The organism is Massilia phyllosphaerae, assembly GCF_034659755.1.
GTDB classification, from domain to species: Bacteria; Pseudomonadota; Gammaproteobacteria; order Burkholderiales; family Burkholderiaceae_D; genus Telluria; species Telluria phyllosphaerae.
Genome location: NZ_JAXSQX010000005.1, coordinates 103,929 through 123,863, shown reverse-complemented (window position 1 = coordinate 123,863; position 19,935 = coordinate 103,929). Strand labels below are relative to the sequence as shown.

Genomic DNA, 19,935 nt, shown 5'->3' with positions numbered 1-19,935 from the left:
GCGACTGCAAGGGTCGCGATGCCAGGCATGCTGGCGCCGCCAGCACAAAATCAACCTGCTTTCGCCCCCGCAAAGTACGCTTCGATCTCTTCCAGCGTCTTGCCGCGCGTTTCGGGCAGCAGGAAGGCCGCGGCCAGGAAGTAGACCACCGAGCAGGCGGCACCGAAGAAGAACACCGCGGAGTAGCCGTGGCGCCCGACGATGGGCAGGAACAGGGCCGCGAAGGCCGTCGAGACGAACTGGTTGACCAGTAGCGCGATGCTCATGCCATTAGAGCGGATCCGGGTCGGCATCAGTTCGGATAGCGCCAGCCATACGCACACGCCCGGGCCTACCGCGAAGCTGGCCACAAAGACGGCGATTGCCAGCGCCACCAGCCAGCCGCGCTCGGGCGGCGGCAGGGCGCCGAGGCGGGCGCTTTCGATGATCAGCGGCGCCCCGTTTGCCGCGGCCGGATCGGGGAAGGGGTTCAGGTGCAGGCGGCGGAAGGCCTTGCCCAGCACGCTGTCGGGCTGCACCGCATCTGCGCGTTTCGCCTGCAGCAGGGGCAGGGCAGGGTCGTCGCTGCGCAGGGTCTGCACGTCGGTGAAGGGGCCGTAGGCATAGGCGACGGTGAGCACCTGCGTGCCGGCATCCGGCGCAGCGCCAAGGCGCTGCAGGGTGGCCGCGTCCAGGCGCAGGGCCAGGCTGTCGCCTGCCGCCATGTTCGCCACCGCCGTGCGGACGTCGCGCTGGCGCGACTCGGTATCGTGGAACAGCAGGCCCGCCGCCAGCGAGGCGATGACGATGCCGGCGCTGCCCAGCATCAGCAGCGATTTCCGGCCCAGGCGGTCGACCAGGAACACCGTTAGCATCGTCACCAGCGCGTTGATCAGCTTCAGCATGACGTCGGCGGCGTTCGCGGTGGCGCCGGGCAGGCCGGCGCGGTCGAGGATGTTGACCACGTAGGCCAGGATCGAATTGATGCCGGTGGCCTGGGTGCAGGCCAGGATCAGGCAGGCCAGCAGGAAGGGAAACATGTAGCGGCGCGAGAGCAGCGAATCGGCCGCACCGCGGGCCACCGGCACGCGCTGCATGTCGGCCAGCTCCTGTTCCGCCTCGGCCGGATTGCGGGTACGCAGCAGGGCCGCGCGGGCCTCGCGCTGGCGGCCGCGCCGGGCCAGCCAGCGCGGCGACTCGGCCAGCAGCAGGCAGCCGGCGGTGAAGATAATACCCGGCGCCAGGCACATCCAGAAGATCGCGCGCCAGGCATGGTCTTTCGCGCTCAGCACCGCCGCCGCGCGCAGCTGTTCGGGCAGCGCGGCCGCGGCCTGGGCCGCCGTCTCCACGCTGCGCGCCTGAATCAGGCCGATCACGGCGGCGGCCACCAGGCCCACCGTCAGCAGCAGCTGGAACAGGGCGGCGCCGCGTCCGCGCTGGCGCGCGTGCAGACATTCGGCCAGGTAGAGCGGCACGATGACGCCGATCAAGCCGCCGCTCACGCCCTGCAGCAGGCGTCCCAGCAGCAGCGGCACGTAGCCGTCCGCCAGCGCAATCATCGGGATGCTGATCACGAACAGGGCACCAGACAAGGCCATGGCCGCGCGCCGCCCGACCAGGTCGGCCAGCGCGCCGGCGAACAGGGAGGACAGCACGGAGCCGAGCAGCACCGCGGCCACGATGAAACTCAGTTCCTGGGCGCCCAGCTTCCAGGCCAGCGAGGCGGTCGATTCCAGGTAGGGCAGGGCGCCGGCAATGATGCCGACGTCGATCCCGTATAGGAGGCCGCCCATGCCGGCGATGAACAGCAGATAGGCGGTCGAGCGGGAGGAAGAGGCGGAAAGCGGGGAAGGCATCGTGGCTCCGTCAAGAAATATCGATGGCTTCGCCTTCGACGAAGACGGCCAGCGGCTGCAGGTAGTCGTCGAGGACGACAAGGTCGGCCCAGGCGCCGGGCGCCAGGCGGCCGCGTTCGTATTCGCCCAGGTAGTCGGCCGGATAGCGCGACAGCCGGTCGCTGGCTTCACGCAGGTCGAGGCCGATGGCGACGAAATTGCGCAGGGCCTGGTCCATGGTCAGGGCGCTGCCGGCCAGCGAGCCGCCGGCCAGGCGCACGCAGCCCCGGCACTTGAACACGCGCTGGCTGCCGAGCGCATATTCGCCGTCCGGCATGCCGGTGGCGGCGGTGGCGTCGGTCACGCCGTACAGGCGCGGGATTGCGCGCATGGCCGCGCGCAGGGCGCCGGGGGCGACGTGCTGCAGGTCGGGGATGACTTCGGCGTACTCCGCATGCGCCAGCGCGCAGCCGGCCATGCCGGGCTCGCGGTGGTGCAGCGCGCTCATACCGTTGAACAAGTGGGTGAAGCCGGCGGCGCCGGCCTCCAGCGCCGCATACCCGTCTTCATAGGTGCCGGCGCTGTGGCCGAGCTGGACCAGGATGCCCATTGCCGCCAACTGCGGGATCAGTGCCAGGTGGCCCTCGATCTCGGGCGCCAGCGTCAGCACGCGGATCGGCGCGGTCGCATGCAGTGCGCGCACCAGTTCCAGGCTCGCGGTCATGACGTCGGGCGGCTGCGCGCCAAGGCGCGCCGGATTGATGAAGGGGCCTTCGAGGTGTACGCCGAGCATGCGCGCACTGCCGGGGGGGCGCGCCGCGATCGTCCCGGCCAGGCCCCGCAGCGCGTGGCGGATCGCGCTCTCGCGCGCCGTCATGGTAGTGCCAAGCATGGCGGTGGTGCCGTGGCGCGCATGGTGGCGCGCGACCGTGGCGCCGGCATCGTCGCCCTGCATGATGTCGACGCCGCCGGCGCCGTGCACGTGCAGGTCGATGAAACCGGGCAGTATGCATGGTCCGCCCGCTGCGGCGGCAGAGTCCTCGCTGATGGTTTCGATGCGTTCGCCGAATCGGATAGTGCCTGCGATCCAGCCGTCGGGGGTGAGGATTCTGCCGTGGAGCACTCTCTATTCCGCGATATGTAATTCGATGCCCAGCTTGAGCAGCCCTTCGCGGTACTCGGGGCTGATGCCGGCATCGGTGATGATGGTATGGATCCGGCCCAGCTGCGCGATGCGGTGCAGGCTGACTCGGCCGAATTTGGAACTGTCGGTCAGGACGATGATGCGCTTGGCGCGCTCCACCATCATGCGGTTCAGGCTCGCCTCCGCTTCATGATGGGTGGTGACGCCGAACTGCAGGTCGAGGCCGTCCACGCCCAGGAACAGCTTGTCGAAGTTGTATACCTGCAGGCAGGCCTCGGCCTGGCTGCCCTGGAAGGACAGCGACTGCTTGCGCAGCAGGCCGCCGGTCAGGATCAGCTCGACGCCGGGGACGTCGGCCAGCTCCCAGGCGATGTTCAGGCCATTCGTGGCGACCGTGACGCCGTTGGCGTCGTGCAGGTTACGCGCCAGGAAAATGGTGGTGGTGCCGGAGTCGATCACGATGTTGTCGCCGGCTTCCACCAGCGAGGCCGCGAAGGCGCCGATGCACTCCTTCTGCTCGTGGTAGAGGGCGTCCTTCTGGCGCATGGTCTGCTCGGGCGGAGGCACCCGCGTCAGCATGGCGCCTCCGTGGCTGCGCGTGACCAGGCCCTGGCTGCCCAGCGCGGACAGGTCGTGGCGGATGGTCACCGCCGAAACCCCGAGCTGCTCGACCAGTTCGGTCACCTGGACGGCACCCTGGTGGGCAAGCAGTTGCAGGATCGTTTCGCGGCGCTGGCTGGTATTTCGCATGGTCTCGGTCTCGGCTCGTCGGTCGTTGAAAAAGTGCCGAGCTTAACAGATAGCAGCGGGCTTGCCGACTGCCGCAATGTTGCGGCTGCAGGCACGGGCATACTGGGCCAGCACCAGGCCGATGCGGTGCTCCACCAGCGCCTGGGGATCGTTTTGCAGGCCGCCTTGCAGCACCTCCAGGTACTGGTCCGGCAGGTACTGGCTGAGCAGGGGCAGCGGGATGCCGCGCTGGCGCAGGTTGGCGAACAGCCGCGCCAGCGCTGCCTGCACCGGGGCCTCCCCCCAGTAATAGCGGCAACGGTCGCTGAGCGCGTAGCGGCGCAGCAGGCGCTGCTCCTCGCTGCTGCCGTGGTAGTGCTTGCGCCAGTGGTCCGGCTTGTCCATCATGACTTGGTCGAGCACCTGCATCAGGCGCGACGCCTGGTCGCCCGGCACCAGCTCGTCCTCGATGCTGCACAGCGCCAGCAGGCCTTCGCGCATGGCGAAGGTGGCGGCCGGCCCTACCTTCAGGATCGCGAAGTGGTCGCGCACCATCTGGTGCAGGGCGATCTCGCGCTGGTAGTCGGTCGAGTGGGCCTCAAATACCAGGCCGGGCTGGCCAGCGATGAAACCAGACAGCGCGGCCGCTGGTGCCGGGTCGTAGTGCTGGACGCTGCTGTGGTCGAAGTCGACGCCGGGCTGCACCACTATCGCGATCACGCGCCTCCAGGCGCCGTGCAGGCCGGCGTCGAGGAAGGCTTGGAAATGCACGGAGAGGGTACGGCGTGCGGCATCCGGCGCGGTCGGCGCGCCGGCTTCGGCCAGGTTGGCTTCGCCGCCAGGAATCGGGACTTCGGTGCCGATCACATACACCGGCGGCGCATGGGCTGCATCCGTGGCGGCGGCGTCGGCGATGCGGGCCAGGCGCGCCGAGCGCTCGGCCACGATCTCGTCGGGCAGGTGTGCCGGGTCGTCGGCGCAGCGCATGCTGCAGTCGAGGTGGATCTTGTGGAAGCCGGCGGCGGCGTAGTTCGCCACCAGGGTCTCGGCGTGCAGCATCGCGGTGGCGCCGTCCAGGTGCTGCCACGCGTTCGGGCCCAGATGGTCGCCGCCCAGCACCAGGCGTTCGACCGGGAAGCCGCGTTCGCGGGCCAGGGCCAGCACATGGTCGCGGTACATCGCCGGCGTCATACCGGTGTATCCGCCGAACTGGTCGACCTGGTTCGAGGTTGCTTCGACCAGCAGCGGCGTATCGTGCTCAAGCGCCACGCGCATGGCGGCAGCCAGCACCATCGGATGGCTGCAGCAGACGCTGTACAGGCCCTGCGGCTCGCCGCGCCGGTGCGCCTTGACGATCTCCTGGACGGGTGAAGTCGGGTTCATGGTGTGGCTTTATCCTTCAGTTGTTGGCGGATCAGCAGCGCGGCGCCGCGCACGCCGCCGGCGTCGCCGAAACGGGGCGGCAGGATCGGCGGCGGATAAGCGCCGGCGAACAAATGCCTTTGCAGCGCCACGGGCAGGTCGAGGTAGAGGTGCGGCAGGTTCGACAGGCCGCCGCCGAGCACGATCGCGTGCGGATCCAGGCACAGCACCACGCAGGCCAGGCCGTGTGCCAGCAGATCGAGGTGGACCGCGAGCGTGCGATGCGCCAACTGGTCACCGGCGTTCGCGCGCGCGGCGATGGCCAGCGGCTCTGCGCCGTCGCCGCCGAAATGGCGGTGCAGGCGCGCCATGCCGGGGCCGGACACATAGCGTTCCAGGCAGCCGGTCCTGCCACAGGGGCAAGGAATCAATTCGAGTCCATATAGTTCGGCCAGCGTGGCCGGCAGCTGCCAGTGGCCCCATTCGCCGGCTATGCCATTGTGGCCGCGCTGCAGGCGTCCGCCGGCACACCAGCCGGCGCCCGCGCCGGTACCAAGGATGGCCCCGAACATGGTAGGCAGGCCGTCGGCCGCGCCGCCCTCGGCTTCGGACAGGGCGAAGCACTGGCAGTCGTTGCCGATCGCGACCGGCCGCGCCAGCGCTTGCTGCAGCATATTGCAGACCTGCCGCCCGTTCAAAGCAGGTACATTGGAGCTCAGCTGGCGCCCGCTCCGGCTGTCGGTGACGCCGGGCAGGCCGATGCCCACCGGCGCGGCGCTGCCCAGCACCCCGTCGCCACGCAGGACCAGGCCGCGAATCGCGTCGGTGAAGGCGGCGATGTCCTCGGCCGGGGTGGCGATGCGCTCACGGTAAACCTCGGCCATGGCCACGTCATAGGTCGCCAGCTCGATCTTGGTGCCGCCGATGTCGATGCCGTGGAAGCCCGCTTGATCAGCCATGCTCATGCTCATAAATGGTGACGCCTTGCACGACGCGGTTGACGGTGCCGCCGGCGAAGGGGTTGTCGGGACGCAGCGACAGGCGGGCTGACTGCTGCAACGCGTACTGCTGCGCCATCAGCAGCCACAATGGGGCAAGCCAGGCGTCGCTCCAGTCCGGCGCATCGGCATTGAAATCGCCGCCCACGCCCACCGTCAGCACCCGCGCAGCGATACCGTCGCGACGCAGTTCGTCCAGCAAATCGGTTTCGTAGCGGCGCGCCAGTGGCTTGCTGCTATAGAAGAGGACCACCAGCGAAGCCTCGTTCAGCGCCGACTTCGGGCCGTGGCGGAAGCCGAGCGGGGTGTCGGCCATGCCCAGCACGCGGCCGCCGGTCAGTTCCAGCAGCTTGAGCGCCGATTCGCGCGCCAGCGCTTCCAGCGGCCCGCTGCCGAGGTAGGCCACGCGCTCGACCTGATGCGATGCCAGCGCGGCCGCCGCCGGCGCCCATTGCGCCAGCGCTGCTTCCGCCGCATCCGCCAGGCGCGCCGGGCGCGCCGACAGGTCGGCATCGCCGCCCAGCACACACAGGGTCGCCAGCAGCATGCTGGTGAAACTGCTGGTCATGGCGAAGCCGCGGTCGCAGCTGGCGGCCGGCATCAGCAGCACGCAGGCGGCATCGTCGCTGGCGCCGCGCACTGCCAGCGCGCCCGCCTCGTTGCAGGTAATGTGCAGGAAGCGCGCATTGGGCACCGTCGACCGTACCAGTTCGACCGCCGCCAGGCTCTCCGGGCTGTCGCCGCTGCGCGCGAAGGATACCAGCAGAGTAGGTGCCGACGGCTCGAGATAGAGCTCCGGATGGGTGAGCAGGCTGGTGGTGGCGATCGCGCGTACCTGGGCGGCGCAGCGCGCATTCAACTCGTCGGCGACGATCTGGCCGGCGTACGCCGAGCTGCCGGCGCCGGTCAGGATCACGCGCTGGCGCGGGTCGTGCAGCCGCTGGCCGAGGAAGGCGGCGACTCTAGGCTGGTGGACGTGCAGGCTGGTCGACAGGGCGCGCCACATCGCGGGCTGCTGCGCGATTTCCTCGGCGGTATATAAGCCACCGATATCCTGCCAGTTGGCCGCGTCGCGGTCGAGAAGAATGGTCATTATTGTTTGCGTGCGAAAGTATTGGATGGAAAAATCATAGATTTTTATTTTCGAAAAGTCAAATACGAAAGATATTTCGAAAGAAAATTGTCCATAATTCATCGATATGACCAAGAAATGCACGGTTCATGGACAAGAAGACGACTTCATATGTGGAAATTTTCCAACTAAATGAAATTTAAATTCCGGAATTAAAGAGAAACGAAAGTTTTCGAAGGCGAAAATCAGCGGTATTGACCTCATCTCCTGGGTTTTTTGTGGTTTTTATTGACCTTATTTATTTTTGTTTCTACATTATGCGAAACAAAACGTAATTTCCAGACTCCAGATGACCAAAAGCCCGTTCCGTTTTCGTTTCTTCGCCGTCTGCGCCGTTGCCGCTTGCGCCACCTTCGCGCCGCCGTCCCATGCAGCCCCGCTCGGCCAGCTGCGCAGCGTCAAGCCTGGCGCCGACGGCCTTTCCTGGGACCTGCGCACCGACAGCGGCGCCCACGTGCAGGTCAGCCTGCTTGGCGCCGACGTATTGCGCATCTGGGCCGCGCCGGGCGAGACCCTGGCCGGTCCCGGCGATAAGGCCGCGGCCATCGTGGTCGGCACGCCGGCCGCCGAGGTCGCGCACAGCGTCGAGGAAACGCCTTCTTATATCGCGATCAAGACCGCGGCCCTGACCTTGCGCATTGAACGCAGCCCCCTGCGCTTCACGCTCTACCGCGCCGGTGCAGAGACACCGCTTTGGCGCGAATTGCAACCGCTCGACATCGCGGTAAAGCAGGCGGTGCAGGTGCTGTCCAGCGATGCCGGCGAACGCTTCTTCGGTGGCGGCCAGCAGAACGGGCGCTTCGAATTCAAGGGACGCGAGCTGCCGGTCTCGTATTCGGGCGGCTGGGAAGAGGGCGACCGCCCAAACCCGGCGCCCTTCCTGCTCAGCTCCAAAGGCTGGGGCATGCTGCGCAATACCTGGAGTGACGGCAGCTACGACCTGCGCAACCCGGAGCAGTCGGTGCTGCAGCATGCCGAGAACCGCTTCGATGCGTATTACTTCGTCGGCAAGGACCTGCGCGGCGCGCTCGGCCTGTACACGGCCTGGACCGGGCGGGCGCGCCTGCTGCCGCGCTGGGCGCTGGAATACGGCGACGCCGACTGCTACAACGACGGCGACAATGCCAGGAAGCCGGGCACCGTGCCGCAGGGCTGGACCGACGGCCCGAGCGGCAAGACGCCCGACGTGGTCGACAGCGTGGCGAAACGCTACCGCGAGCACGACATGCCGGGCGGCTGGATCCTGCCGAACGACGGCTACGGCTGCGGGTACACGAACCTGCCGGACACCGTGCGTGGCCTGGCCGGCTACGGCTTCCGCACCGGCCTGTGGACCGAGAACGGTGTCGACAAGATCGCCTGGGAAGTCGGCCAGGCCGGCACCCGCGTGCAGAAGCTGGACGTGGCCTGGACCGGCAAGGGCTACCAGTTTTCGCTGGACGCCAACAAGGCCGCCTACGACGGCATCCTCGACAACTCCGACAGCCGTCCGTTCATCTGGACCGTGATGGGCTGGGCCGGCACCCAGCGCTACGCCGTGGCCTGGACCGGCGACCAGAGCGCCAGCTGGGACTACATCCGCTGGCACGTCCCGACCCTGGTCGGCTCCGGCCTGTCCGGCCAGGCCTATGCCAGCGGCGACGTCGATGCGATCTTCGGCGGCAGCCCGGAAACCTATGTCCGCGACCTGCAGTGGAAGAGTTTCACGCCGGTGCTGATGGGGATGTCCGGCTGGTCCGCCGCCGAGCGCAAGCATCCGTGGTGGTTCGAAGACCCTTACCGCAGCATCAACCGGCGCTACCTGAAGCTCAAGCTGCGCCTGACGCCTTACATGTACACGCTGGCGCGCGAAGCGGAAGACAGCGGCGCGCCGCTGGTGCGCGGCCTGATGTGGGACTACCCACAGGATCCGGCGGCCTTGAGCGAACGCTATAAATACCAGTTCCTGCTGGGCCGCGACCTGCTGGTGGCGCCGGTCTACCGCAGCCAGGCCGCCAGCGGCGGCTGGCGCAAGGGCATCCACCTGCCGCAGGGCACCTGGTACGACTACTGGGACGGCCGCCAGGCCACCGCCGGCGCCGAGGGCCGCGACCTCGACATGCAGGTCACGCTCGACAAGCTGCCGGTGTTCGTGCGCGCCGGCGCCATCCTGCCGATGTACCCCGAGACGCTGTTCGACGGCCAGAAGCCGAAGGACCGCGTCACCTTCGACGTCTACCCGGCGGCGCGGGAAGCATCCGAATTCGTCCTCTACGAAGACGACGGCAACACCCGCCGCCAGCGCATCCGCATGCATGCCGAAGGCGCCGACCTGCAACTGGAAGCGGGCGCGGTCGACGGCAGCTACGCCGGCCAGGAAGCGCGCCGCGGCTACGGTCTGCGCATGCCGGCCGCGCAGGCGCCCGCTTCCGTGCTGGCCGGCAGCCGCAGCCTGCCTGCCCTGCAGAATGCCGCCGTGCTGCAGACCAGCGCCGAGGGCTGGTTCTTCGACAAGGCGGAGCGGGGCGGCACCCTGCACGTGAAGACCGCGCCGCAGGATATCCGCCAGCCGCTGGCGATCAGCGTGCGCGGCGTGCTGGCGGCGCGTGCCGACGATGCCTTCCCGGCCGCGCCGGACTTGGGCCGCGCGATTCCCGCGGATGCGATCGTCGTCGTCGGCCGGCCGGCCGAAGAACCGGGCCAGGGCCTGGAGCGCGCCTTCGACGACAAGCCGGATACCTGGTTCCGCACCGTGCGCAGCCAGGCGGTGCGCAGCGGTCCGCACGAATGGGTGCTGGGCTTCAGCGAGCGCCGCCTGCTGGACGGCATCGAACTCGCCCCGCGCAACGACAAGCACTGGAAGAGCGGCCAGGTACGCGACTACGAAGTCTACGTCGCCGACAGCAATGGCGACTGGGGCGTGCCGGTGGCGCGCGGCCGCCTGAAGCTGGCCGAGGGCATGCAGACGATTTCCTTCCCGCCCAGCGCGGGCCGCCTGCTACGCTTCCGCGTGCTGAGCGTGCACAACCCGGACGGCGACGGCGCCAGCGCGCTGGATCCGATGGTGACCGCCGCCAGCGGCAGCGCACCGGCCCGCGCCTTCGATGCCGCACTGCCGGCCGATGTGCCGCCGATCGCGCTGTCCGAATTCCACGTGCTCGAGCACCGCACGCCGGACCGTCCGGAAGTCCAGCGCTACCTGTCCGAGCTGCCGCTGCCGAAGACGGTGGCGCGCGACCGGCCGGCCAGCAAGGCGCTTGAGATGCGCATGAATGGCCTGCGCTTCCGCAAGGGCCTGGGCGTCGGCCCGAACAGCCGCATCGACCTGGCCCTGAACGGCGACTGGACACTGCTGCGCGCCGACCTCGGCGTCGACGACAGCTGCCGTACCGCCGGCGGCCTGCAGTTCCAGGTCTGGAGCGGCGCGAAGCTCCTGTACGACAGCGGCCTGGTGAAAGCGCCAGGCGTGGTCAAGCCGGAAATCGATGTCCGCGGCCTGCGCGAGCTGAGCCTGCGGACCCTGGGTGCGACAGGCCCGAGTCCGGGCAAGGTCTGCGCCAACTGGGCCAATGCCCAGCTGACGGGAAGCGAAGGCGCCACCGTCAACCCTCGCTGATTCAATCCACTAGACAAAAGCAGGCCCCTGTCCCGAACAGGGAGGGGAGCCTGCATCCTTCACCAAGGGAGAAGTGCATGAAAACGAAGCGTCTCACACTCCGCGACGATGCCATCAGCCGCGCCGCCGCCATCCTGATCGCACTGGCAGCCGGCGGCAGCGGCCAGGCCTGGGCCCAGTCGAATGCCACCACTACCATCTTCGGCGAGGTCCGCGCACCGGCCGGCGCCACGGTGGTGATCGAGAATTTGGCCACCGGCGCGCAGCGCAGCCTGACCCCGGACGCCACGGGCCGCTACGTGGCGAGCTCGATGCCGCCGGGACGCTATGCGGTCAAGGTGCTGCGCAGCGGCGCGGTGGAAGCCAGCCGCGAGGTCGAGGCGGTGGTCGGATCGGGCGTGGAAGCCAGCTTCGGCGCCGGCGCGGATACCGCCGCGACCCAGACCGTGCTGGTGAGCGCGACGCGCCAGGTGATCGATGTCTCCAACACCAATAATGGCGTGGTCTTTACGGCGCGCGAACTGCGCGCGCTGCCGGTGGCGAACGACATCGCCTCGGTGGTGCAACTGACCCCGGGCGCCAACCGCGGCACCAACGGCCAGTACGGTAACGCGCCTTCGATCTCGGGCTCCGGCCAGTCCGAGAACGCCTTCTATGTCAACGGCTTCCCGGTCACGAACATCCTGACCCAGGTCGGCGCTTCCGAACTGCCCTTCGGCGCGATCTCCAACATGCAGGTGCTCTCGGGCGGCTACGGCGCCGAGTTCGGGCGCTCGACCGGCGGCGTGATCAACGTGACGACCCGCAGCGGTGGCAACAAGTTCGAGTTCGGCGGCAAGCTGCAATACCTGCCGGCGCACCTGCGCGCGGCCCCGGAAAATGTCTACTGGCCGCAGACCGGCGCCCATCCCGACACCGACGGCAAATTGCTGTACTGGAATCGCGACAACACGTCCCGCAGCCGCATCGCCGGCCTGTACGGCAGCGGCCCGATCCTGCGCAACAAGCTGTTCGCCTTCGTTGCGCTGGAGCGCACCGTCAACGACGGCGAGGCGGTAGCCGCGTCCACCGATTCCAGCGCCGCCACCAAGGCCACGTCCGGCTGGAGCAGCACGCACAGCGTCACCAACCGCTACCTGGCCAAGCTGGACTGGAACATCACCGACGACCACCACATCGAGTTTACCCGCCTGTACGATCGCACCACCGGCAACAGCAGTTCCTACGGCTACGACTACGCCACCTTCACCAAGGGCAGCACCGTCACCGCGGTCAACCCGACCACCATCAATTGCTGCGGCGGCGGTTCGGCGCCGGGCGCCGACGCCAGCATCCTCAAGTACACCGGCTACCTGAGCGACAATCTGACCGCCACCGCGCTGTATGGCGACACCCGTTCGATCCACCAGCGCATCCCGACCGGCTACGATCCGACCCTGGCCCAGACCTCGTCCAGCATCACGACCCAGGTGCCGGGCCTGGTCTACAACAACCCGCAGAAAGTGACCGGCAGCCTGCCCGATCCGGCCTCGGAAGACCGCCAGAAAGGGCTGCGCCTGGACCTCGAGTACAAGCTCGGCGCCCACGCGCTGCGCGGCGGTATCGACCGCATCGAGGTGGAGTCCTTGGTCGGCAACGTGCTGGCCGGCGGCTACCGCTGGACCTACCGCAAGACCGCGAATCCGACGCGTCCGATCAACGGCGCCTTCGAAACCCCGGCCCAGGGCGGCGGCTACGGCGTGCAGGGCTATTACGTCAGCAAGGACCTCGACACCAATCTGGCGAAGCCGACCAGCGTGCAGTCGGCCCAGTACCTGCAGGACCACTGGCAGGTGAGCGAGCGCGTGCTGCTCGACCTCGGCCTGCGCCGCGAGCAGTTCACCAATTACACCAGCAGCGGCGAAGCCTTCATCTCCCAGCGCAACATGATCGCGCCGCGCTTCGGCGCCACTTGGGACGTGATGGGCGACAGCTCGCTGCGCGTGTTCGCCAACGCCGGCCGCTATCACCTGCCGGTGCCGTCGAACCTGTCCAGCAACATGGCAGCGCCGCTGCTGCGCACCAGCCAGTTCTACACCTACACCGGCGTCGATCCGGCCACCGGCGCGCCGACCGGGCTGCATGCGATCAGCGAGCCGTACTCCGCCAATAATGCCTATGGCAAGGGCCGCGATGCGCGCGAGGTGACTGCGATCGGTCTCAAGCCGCTGTCGCAGGACGAAGTCTCGCTCGGCTTCGAACGCGCCTTCAACAAGCGCCTGGTGGCCGGCGCCAGCGTCCTGTACCGGCGCTTGAACGACACCAACGACGATACCTGCGACGCCCGTCCGATCGAGGCCTGGGCCGCGCGCAACGGTGTCGACACCAGCAACTGGGGCGGCTTCCAGTGCGCGATCATGAACCCGGGGCGCGACAATAACCTGTACGTCGACTTCGCCGACGGCAAGGGCCTGCGCCGGGTCGACATCACGGCGGCCGAGTGGGGCAACCCGCTGCCCAAGCGCACCTACAAGGCGCTGACCGTATTCGCCGAGCACCCATTCGCGGACGGCTGGTACGGCAAGCTGACCTACACCGTGTCCGCGCTGAAGGGCAACATGGAAGGTCAGACCGACACCATCGGCGGCGGCGACGTCGCCCTGACCGTCAGCGACGACCACAAGGAGCTGATGTACAACGCCTACGGCTACCTGCCGGGCGACCACCGCCACCAGATCAAGGCCTATGGCTTCATGCAAGTGATGCCGCAGGTGACGGTGGGCGCCAACCTGGCGCTGATCTCCGGCTCGCCGCGCAACTGCATCGGCGAGCTGCCGGCCGAGCTGCACTTCGACGATGATTACGGCGCAGCCTATTTCTACTGCGAAGGCAAGCCGGCGCCGCGCGGCAGTCGCGGACGCACGCCCTGGCAGATGCAGCTGGACCTGAACGCGGCCTGGAACCCGGTCTTCGCCAAGGGCATGAGCCTGAAGCTGGACGTGTTCAATGTCCTGAACCGCCAGACCGTGACCCGCTACAACGAGACCCGCGAGGACGGCAGCGGCGACATAGCGCGTAGCTACCTGCAGATCGCGAGCCGCACCGCGCCGCGCTCGGTGCGCGTGAGCGCCGAATATAACTTCTGAGCAGCAAGGGAGAAACGATGAAACGACGCGAATTCATGTTAAACGGTGCCAAGGCCGGCGGCGCTGTGCTGGCCGCGGGCATGGCCGGCCCGGTGTTCGGTGCCGCCCGCGAGCGCCTGCGCCTCGGCATGATCGGCACCGGCATGCGCGGCCAGGTGCTGCTCAAAGAACTGCTGCGCCGCGACGACGTCGACGTTGTCGCCCTGTGCGACATCGAACCGGTGATGCTGGGCCAGGCCCTGGCGCAGGTGGAGAAGGCCGGCAAGCCGCGTCCACGCGTGTATGGCGAGGACCGCGACAGCCGTGCCTACGGGCGCATGCTGGATGCGCGCCAGCTGGACGGCGTGATCATCGCCACTCCCTGGGAATGGCATGCGCCGATGGCGATAGACGCCATGCGCGCCAAGGTACCGGTCGGCTGCGAGGTGGTGGCCGGCATCACCCTGCAGGATCACTGGGACGTGCTCGACACCCAGGTCCAGACCGGCACACCCTACATGCTGCTGGAGAACGTCTGCTTCCGGCGCGACGTGATGGCGGTGCTGCAGATGGTGCGCGCCGGCGTGTTCGGCGAGATCGAGCACCTGCAGGGCGGCTACCAGCACGATCTGCGCGCCGTGAAACTGAACGGCGGCGATGCGGCGCATACCTATGGCGGCGGCGTCGAATTCGGCAGCAAGGGCTGGTCCGAAGCCCGCTGGCGTACCGAGCACTCAGTGCGGCGCAACGGCGAGCTGTACCCCAGCCACGGCATCGGTCCGTGCGCGATGTATACCAACATCAACCGCGGCAACCGCTTCACTTGTATCAACAGCTTCGCCACCAAGGCACGCGGCCTGCACGACTACATTGCCAGCCAGGCGCCGGACCACCCTAACGCGAAAGTGAAGTTCAGCCTGGGCGACGTGGTCACCACCACCCTAGCGACCGCCAACGGCGAAACCATCATCCTGCAGCACGATACCTCGCTGCCGCGCCCTTATTCGCTGGGCTTCCGCGTGCAGGGCACGAAGGGTTTGTGGATGGACGTGAATCAGGGTGTACACGTGGAGGGCATCAGCAAGGCGCACAGTTGGGACCCGTTCCAGGTCTGGCAGGACAAGTACGACCACCCGCTGTGGCGCCGCCACGGCGAGCGCGCCGCCGGCGCCGGCCATGGTGGCATGGACTTCTTCGTAATCCACGCGTTCGTCGAAGCGCTAAAGGCGGAGGCGCCGATGCCGATCGACGTGTATGACGCCGTGACGTGGAGCGCCATCACGCCGCTGTCCGAACAGTCGATCAAGCAGGGTTTCCAGACCATGGACTTCCCGGACTTCACGCGCGGCGCCTGGAACAAGCGCAAACCGATCTTTGCCTTCGACGACCGCTACTGATCCGCTGCTCCAGCGACGCATCTTTATCCAGGGCATGGCCGCGATGGCGCTGCCCTTGGTTTCTATCGCGCAGATTGCGCCGGCCGTGCGAATCCGCATTCCGGCGCGGGCCATCGGCGCTACGGTGCCGCAGTTCATTGCCGGCCTTGGCTACGAGATCGACAACCTGCGCGATCCGCGCTTCTTCGCCGCGGCGAACACGAGCCTGGTCGAAGCCTTCCCGCGCCTGAACCCGCAAGGCGTGCTGCGTCGGGGTGGGAACACCAGCGACCTGGCGCGTCCGGCAGGCTTCGATCGACCGTTGCCCGTGCTGCACCCGCTGTACCGCAAGCGCGACCAGATCCAGCCCTATTACGACGTCACACCGGCAGCGCTCGATGCGCTGGCCAGCTTCCTCGACGCCACCGGCTGGAAGCTCATCTTCGGCATCAACATGCGTGCACGGCTGCGCCGGCATCTGCTGGTGATTCAGCTCGGCAACGAGGCGAACAACTACTTCAAAAGCTACGAGGCCTATAAGGCGGCCTGGGCCCGTATCGTCGCGCCGCTCGGCCGCGCCGGCATCGCCGGGCCGGACAGTGGCGCCAATACCGACTGGGTGTGCCTGGCGTCGCGTGGCGCTTGCACTGCCACGATTTGCCGCCGGTTGCGCGGGACGGCAGTATCGAACTCAACCTGCCTGGCGGCTCCATGCTGCTGCTGCACACAAGCTGATAACCATGGCGAAGAGAGAACATCAAGTTGAAGGCGATAAACATGCCTGGAACCTATTTGGGCGCCAGTACGCGCTGTCGGCGGCCTACAAGTTCTGGTAAGCGGCAACACCTCTGAAATGCCCGGCCGCTTCGATAAAGTAGCCGGGCTTTTTATTTTATACGCGCTTGGCGCGGCGGCGGCTTGCGCCCACGCCGGCCAGGCCCAGGCCCAGCAGCGCAATGGCCGACGGTTCTGGCAGTTGCACCGACAGGCTGTCGATGCCGATGTAGTTGGCGCTGTCGGACGGGCCAGTGTAGCGGATCGCGAAGCGGCCCACGCTGCCGGCGATGCCGGTGCCCGCGAAGTCGAGGGTATAGCGGGTCCAGTCGCCGGTGGGCGCCGCCGTCAGCGCGCCGAGCACGAAATCGGCGGCACCGGTGCCGCCCGTGCTCAGGCCGAACTGAAAGCTGTCGACATAACCCGGATCCGCCCCGGCGCGCGCATAGAAGGAGATGGTGCCGCGGGAAGCGGTCGAGAACTCGGGGCTGATCAGCCAATCGTCGATGCTGCCGCCCGCGGCCGCGCTGTCGTAGTTGGCGCCGAGGTAGGCGTTGGACGCGCCATCATAGGCGCTGAACACACGGCTGTTCCCCTGGAAGAAAGCATTGGTGCCGGCGGGCGTGCTGGCATTGCGCAGGATGAAGCCTTTGGCGGCCAGACCGGCGACGTCGTCGAAGCTTTCGATGATGCTGGCATGTGCGGCGCCGGCGCAGGCGAGGAGTAGGGCGCAGAATAAGGTTTTGTGCATGTGGGTCTCCTGGATGGTCGTGATCACTGCAGCGGCAAGGCGTTGAGGTCGACGCTCGGCGCCGTGCCGGTGGCCGGGCGCGTGAAGTTCTGGTTGATCGTCACGTAATTGCTGAAGAAGCCGCCGTTGCGCAGGTAGAAGCGGCTGTTGCGCAGGCCGCCGGCGTAATCCATGCGCTGGGCGTTGGCGGCGGTGGCGTCGCCGGTGAAACGGGCGCTCGTGATCTCGGTCCAGTTGCTGGCCGCTGTACGTGCCCACTGGTTGCCGTAGTCGGCCGAGCGTTCCATGTAGCCGTTGGTGTCGATGAAGTTTTCGAGGAAGGAGTAGACGCCGGTCAGGTAGCTGTTGGTTGTCGCAGGGCGCTTCCACGTGGCGATGTACTTCCAGACCCCGGTCTCGGGCGCGAAGAACCAGGCAGAGTAATCGGTGCCGCCAGCGCCGTCGGCGTGAGCGCGTGTGATGAAGCGGTAGGTATTCCCGGCCACCCAGGGGAAGCTCAGGTAAGACTGGCCGCCCGTGCCTTCGCCGCCGAAGCCGTTGTCGACCACGCCGCCGCCCTTGCCGACCAGGGTTGTCCTGGCGCCGTTGTCGGCGTCCCAGACCGAAAACAGCATCCAGCGCTCGCTCGCCGACTTCACTTGCATGCCGAAATAGCCGCCATTGAAGCCGTTCGCCATGAAGTAGGAGCCGATCTTGTCCTGGCCCTGCGGCACCGTCACCTCGTTGTAGAAGTACTCGGTTTGTGCCGGCACCGTAAAGCCGAGGTGCACCGAAGGACCGCGCCGCGACCAGTAATAGTTGGCCGGATCGTTCGCGTAATTCAGCGTGGCATTGGTCGATACGCCGATAGACGACACGTCGCCGAAATAGCCACCGTCCTTGCTGACGCCCTGCAGGTCGACCTTGACATAGCCGGCGGGGACGATCAGGGTGCCGACCGCGTAGTTTTTGTTGACGTTTCCGGACAGCTTGACGTCGAAAGGCACGCCGTTGACGCTGACGCGCACGGTGCTGTTGTTGCTGCCGGCCAGGCGCGCGTTGAGCGACACCGTCACCGACGCTGGGCAGCTTCGCGAGCAGTTCGGCGACGCGGCCACGCGGAAGTAGGTGCTGGTGACGGTGCTGGCGCTGGTCCAGTTTCCCAGACCGTTCGAGGTGATGACTTCCGCGGCGTTGGGCGCGGCGCTGGTGATAAAGGCATTCCCGGCTAGTGCGACGACGGCGTCAGCGGCATGGGCCAACAGCGGCGCGGCGGCCATTGTGGCGGCAAATGCGGCCGCTTTCAACAACATGATCCTGTGTTCCATTCTTATCTCTCCTTGTGGTTTGACATACGCCCCGGCAGCGGGCAAGAATACCCACGCAACATTAAACGAAAGAAAATTACCAAAAAAAGTTTCCTTTTATTTATGTTTGCATAAGTAATCTACGAACAAAAGAAAGTTAGGTCAACAAAAAGATAGGTTAAATGGATTTAATTGGTAGAATTCATGTTATAAAATTTCGTTTTATTAAAATGTGGATTTTTTTCTTTCGATTGCATCGGGATTAGTTGCATAAATCACACTCGGTCGGCGTAAGACGCGTAGGTTCGGCTATGTGAGCGGGATGAAACCAGCTCCCACATAACCACATGACAAACTTAGACGTATAACGAAGCGCTGAAATAAAGCGGTTTGCTGCCCCTCTGGTTCGACCCGACGACAAACGAGCGTGAGTAACCGAGGGGCAAACGAGGGCGCAGCCAGACGTTCAGCCACGAGGCGGTCCAGTTCTGGCTGAGCATCATGTTCCTCTTAAATTTGCCACTACATCAGAGTGACCGACAACAGTGTCGGCGATGCACCTGAGCTACCGGCGCTGCTCAATCAGGTTACTGATAACGAGCGTGTCGCCAGCGTCAGTGGCGATGGCATCGCCTTGCGCGCTGCGCATGCCACTATCCCGACATGCCGGAATGTGCCGTCCTGGAAGTCAAACCGCTGCGGTGTCGATGCACGCAACGAGATCCTGCGACCAAAAAGGTGGGCCGCGTAATCTGGACGCGATAGTCCCCCCGGTCACGGTCCTGGTGCTATTACAAATAGCGTCAGCAAGGCCGGGGCCGTTTTGCTCAACAAAGGCCGATCGACATAAAATTTACTGATGAGTAATGCCGTTGTTACTGGGTCAAGAATCGATGACCTTGGCATGGTATCGTGAATGGTACTGGACTAAGAGTGCCACGAAAATGCTAAGCAGTTCAAAGGCCTGGCTCAGCCATTGATGATCGAGTGAGATTAGTGAGGGCGTGGACTCCGCTCCCACGACGATTGCCGAGGCAGATAGCGATGCTTTCGTTCCTCCGGTCGCGTCTCCGCAGGGGGACAGGGACTACCAAAAGAATGTTCTCCCGACCAACGGGACGCTGACCTTCGATCACCGCCAGTTCTTCTATTACATACAGGTCAACATGCGCCTGCCGGCCAGGACCACCGGCCCAGTCACAGTGGCATACATCACGCTATTCTAGGCGCGGTTACCAACGCGGAGTGAATGAGCAGGCGCTCGTGTTTGCCGATGCATGCAGGAACGCCTGCTCCCACTAGGTAGCAGGCAGGACTGCTTTTTATTCCCAGTTGAGTTCGTTTGGACATCACATCGAAGCGCAGCGCACCCCACGCATGGACCGCCTGCAGGCCGCCCTTGATCTGCCCCCCCGGATGCGTTCCAATGAACGAAAAAAGCCGCCTGGAAAGCGGCCTTTTGTCTGCATCGGTATGGACCTGCCATCGCCCTCCAGCCTGCAGCAAGCGCGGCGTCAGGACCGTGCGCGCGTCACTTCGTGCCGGTTGCGGGTGCGGCTGCCGGCGGCGTGGTGCTTGCCGCCGCGTTGGCAGCCGCCTGCTTCTTCTTGGCGGAATGGTGGCCGATCGCGCACCCGATGGCCGCACCGGCGACGCCATGCTTGCCGGCGACGTGGCCCACCACGCCACCCGCCACGGCGCCTTTGCCGCAGCCCGCGCTGGTGGTGCCTGCGGCGAACATCAAGGCTGCAGAGACGAGGGCAAGTTTGCATTTCGTATTCATGACATTTCTCCTGGAGTGGGGTGAAAATCCAGCTTAGGCACCCGGTCCGAGCCGCACTGTACGCCGCTTAACGTAGTCCCGGGATCC

The 19,935-nt window shown here is 66.4% G+C and carries 13 protein-coding genes and 1 pseudogene; 5 read left to right on the top strand and 9 right to left on the bottom strand.

Features of this window, described 5'->3' with window-relative positions:
• Positions 1 to 50: 50 nt before the first annotated feature.
• From U1H99_RS19460 to U1H99_RS19435, 6 genes are read right to left on the bottom strand one after another with little or no spacing between them, the layout of a single operon-like run.
• Positions 51 to 1,835, bottom strand: coding sequence for an MFS transporter (locus tag U1H99_RS19460; protein WP_323143368.1), 1,785 nt, complete (start codon positions 1,833 to 1,835; stop codon positions 51 to 53).
• Between the two features lie 10 nt (positions 1,836 to 1,845).
• Positions 1,846 to 2,937, bottom strand: coding sequence for an N-acetylglucosamine-6-phosphate deacetylase (locus U1H99_RS19455; protein WP_323143367.1), 1,092 nt, complete (start codon positions 2,935 to 2,937; stop codon positions 1,846 to 1,848).
• A gap of 3 nt (positions 2,938 to 2,940) precedes the next feature.
• Positions 2,941 to 3,708 (bottom strand): transcriptional repressor AgaR, encoded by a 768-nt coding sequence (gene agaR / locus U1H99_RS19450; protein ID WP_323143366.1) that lies wholly within the window; start codon positions 3,706 to 3,708, stop codon positions 2,941 to 2,943.
• A gap of 42 nt (positions 3,709 to 3,750) precedes the next feature.
• Positions 3,751 to 5,070: a D-tagatose-bisphosphate aldolase, class II, non-catalytic subunit gene (locus tag U1H99_RS19445; protein WP_323143365.1), complete on the bottom strand. Its 1,320-nt coding sequence runs from the start codon at positions 5,068 to 5,070 to the stop codon at positions 3,751 to 3,753.
• Complete coding sequence (locus U1H99_RS19440) at positions 5,067 to 6,008, bottom strand: ROK family protein (RefSeq protein ID WP_323143364.1); 942 nt, start codon at positions 6,006 to 6,008, stop codon at positions 5,067 to 5,069. The genes U1H99_RS19445 and U1H99_RS19440 overlap by 4 nt, the downstream gene beginning before the upstream one ends.
• Complete coding sequence (locus U1H99_RS19435) at positions 6,001 to 7,140, bottom strand: AgaS family sugar isomerase (RefSeq protein ID WP_323143363.1); 1,140 nt, start codon at positions 7,138 to 7,140, stop codon at positions 6,001 to 6,003. Before U1H99_RS19435 ends, U1H99_RS19440 begins: the two co-directional genes overlap by 8 nt.
• 328 nt (positions 7,141 to 7,468) lie before the next feature.
• Between U1H99_RS19435 and U1H99_RS19430 the strand changes: the two genes are divergently transcribed.
• The 4 genes from U1H99_RS19430 to U1H99_RS19415 all read left to right on the top strand — a co-directional run bounded on the left by U1H99_RS19430 (position 7,469) and on the right by U1H99_RS19415 (position 16,020).
• The gene (locus U1H99_RS19430; protein ID WP_323143362.1) at positions 7,469 to 10,774 is read left to right on the top strand and encodes a TIM-barrel domain-containing protein; all 3,306 of its coding nucleotides are present in this window, start codon (positions 7,469 to 7,471) and stop codon (positions 10,772 to 10,774) included.
• 77 nt (positions 10,775 to 10,851) lie between these two features.
• The gene (locus U1H99_RS19425; RefSeq protein ID WP_323143361.1) at positions 10,852 to 13,899 is read left to right on the top strand and encodes a TonB-dependent receptor; all 3,048 of its coding nucleotides are present in this window, start codon (positions 10,852 to 10,854) and stop codon (positions 13,897 to 13,899) included.
• A 17-nt stretch (positions 13,900 to 13,916) separates the two neighbouring features.
• The gene (locus U1H99_RS19420; RefSeq protein WP_323143360.1) at positions 13,917 to 15,275 is read left to right on the top strand and encodes a Gfo/Idh/MocA family protein; all 1,359 of its coding nucleotides are present in this window, start codon (positions 13,917 to 13,919) and stop codon (positions 15,273 to 15,275) included.
• Positions 15,253 to 16,020, top strand: a complete 768-nt coding sequence (locus tag U1H99_RS19415; RefSeq protein ID WP_323143359.1) for a hypothetical protein — start codon at positions 15,253 to 15,255, stop codon at positions 16,018 to 16,020. The genes U1H99_RS19420 and U1H99_RS19415 overlap by 23 nt, the downstream gene beginning before the upstream one ends.
• A 126-nt stretch (positions 16,021 to 16,146) precedes the next feature.
• Here the strand turns inward: U1H99_RS19415 and U1H99_RS19410 are convergent, their stop codons facing one another.
• On the bottom strand, positions 16,147 to 16,779 hold the full coding sequence (locus U1H99_RS19410; protein ID WP_323143358.1) for a choice-of-anchor J family PEP-CTERM protein: 633 nt from the start codon (positions 16,777 to 16,779) through the stop codon (positions 16,147 to 16,149).
• Positions 16,780 to 16,802: 23 nt separating this feature from the next.
• The gene (locus tag U1H99_RS19405; RefSeq protein WP_323143357.1) at positions 16,803 to 18,086 is read right to left on the bottom strand and encodes a DUF3472 domain-containing protein; all 1,284 of its coding nucleotides are present in this window, start codon (positions 18,084 to 18,086) and stop codon (positions 16,803 to 16,805) included.
• 354 nt (positions 18,087 to 18,440) lie between these two features.
• Here U1H99_RS19405 and U1H99_RS19400 point away from each other — a divergent pair.
• Positions 18,441 to 18,804 (top strand): annotated as a pseudogene (locus tag U1H99_RS19400) (transposase); the annotation flags it as partial.
• A 792-nt stretch (positions 18,805 to 19,596) separates the two neighbouring features.
• Here the strand turns inward: U1H99_RS19400 and U1H99_RS19395 are convergent.
• The gene (locus U1H99_RS19395) at positions 19,597 to 19,806 is read right to left on the bottom strand and encodes a hypothetical protein (protein ID WP_323143717.1); all 210 of its coding nucleotides are present in this window, start codon (positions 19,804 to 19,806) and stop codon (positions 19,597 to 19,599) included.
• Between the last annotated feature and the right edge of the window lie 129 nt (positions 19,807 to 19,935).